The sequence below is a fragment of the Xanthomonas sp. LMG 12462 genome, from assembly GCF_009192885.1.
GTDB lineage: Bacteria > Pseudomonadota > Gammaproteobacteria > Xanthomonadales > Xanthomonadaceae > Xanthomonas_A > Xanthomonas_A sontii.
In genome coordinates this window covers 1-1,516 of sequence record NZ_NMPP01000100.1, presented here as the reverse complement: position 1 = coordinate 1,516, position 1,516 = coordinate 1, and the positions used below count along the sequence as shown (strand labels likewise).

2 protein-coding genes are annotated in these 1,516 nt (G+C 64.4%); both read left to right on the top strand.

The features are described from left to right. Positions 1-94 precede the first annotated feature (94 nt). The gene (locus tag CEK69_RS20015; protein ID WP_152247560.1) at positions 95-475 is read left to right on the top strand and encodes a hypothetical protein; all 381 of its coding nucleotides are present in this window, start codon (positions 95-97) and stop codon (positions 473-475) included. A gap of 196 nt (positions 476-671) precedes the next feature. Continuing rightward, positions 672-1,516: DUF6708 domain-containing protein (locus tag CEK69_RS20010; protein ID WP_152247558.1), on the top strand; the 845-nt coding region annotated here is incomplete at its 3' end.

Here is a 1,516-nt window from a genome sequence, read left to right as displayed (position 1 = left end):
TTTGGTTCTGAGGCGCCGCCAGATGTGTTGACAATCCGGCCCCCTACGCACTACCGGGGGGCACACCCCCCGCTTAAGGGAGCACGAAGGGCCGTTGTTCGTTGAAGGCGACGGACCCAATCAGGCCTTGTTCGAGATGCGCTTGGCGCGCTGCATCTTCTTCGGCCAGCCCTTTATCGGCCCGGGCAGTGCGGAGCATTGGAAGCACCCCGACCTGGGCGCCATCCTCTGGCAGGTCATCGCCATCCCGCTGTTCCCGCTGACCCTGCTCTACGGCCTGATCCGCTGGGCCAGTTTCCACATCAAGAGCAAGCCCGCATGGCCGCCTGAAGTGCTGGCCAGCGTGGGCGGCGCACCGTTGCATGGCAGCGCGCTGGACGCTTGGCGCCATGTGGTCCCGGACCGCGCCGCAGGGGCCGCTGCGCCGCTGCCGTCGAGCGCCTCAGCCTCGGGCGCGACCGCTCATCGTGAATAAGGGCGGCTCACAAAACCCAGCGAAGCGGTTCTGGCGAGGCGCCGCATCGAAGGCAGTACGAGTAGTACGAGAAGATGCGGCAACGACGCCAGAAGAGTTTTGTGAGCCGCTCTAAACTCTGATCATGGCCCGAATCAAGAACGACAAGCACCCAGCCTCTGGACCCAAGCCATCGGCATCTGGCCGGCCACTGGGCATGGCCGATATCGAATGGTTCGGCCAGGAGGCCTGCGACGAATTCTTCAAGCTGCACGACAACGAGGTGTTCAGGGGCATCGGCGCCGGGGCGGTGCTCTTGCCGCCACACAGCGTACCGGCCAGCCGATCGCCCAACAGCGGCGGCGCGGTCATCGAGGCGTTTCCGCATGGGCTAGCGTACGGAAGCATGATGACTGTGCTCGTCGGCTATCTTGCTTTCGGAGCAATCGCCATCATGAGTCCTTTGCTCGCTTTGCTGATTCCAACGCTCTTCACAAGTTTCGATGCGTTCTCGGCTGTGTTCGGTGGAATCATGCTGTTGGCTACTACGTTCATGCTCCGCTTCGACCTCACCGGCTACCGCTACGCACCCACCCTGTGCGACCGCAACGCCGGCAAGGTCCATGTATTCAAGGACAACACGCGTCTCTTCGGCTGGTGGCCGCTCTGGGGCGGGGGTGGCCAGCACGAGATCCTCAGCTACGACTGGGCCTGCGTGCGCGCCCAGGTCACCCGCTTCAAGACCTTCACCGGCACCGTGGCGCAGGACAACGCCGCTCTGCAGATGATCGTGCTGGCCGCGCCGGGCGATACCCGCGTGGTCGGCCAGTTCGGCCTGGGCCTGACCAGCAGCGCCATCGCGGTGCAGCCCCTGCTAGATACCTGGGAACACATCCGCCGCTTCATGGAGCACGAAGGGCCGCTGTTCGTGGAGGGCGATGGGCCCAATGAGGCTTTGTTCGAGATGCGCTTGGCGCGCTGCATCTTCCTCGGCCAGCCCTTCATCGGCCCGGGCAGTGCGGAGCATTGGAGGCATCCCGATCTGGGCGCCATCCTCTGGCA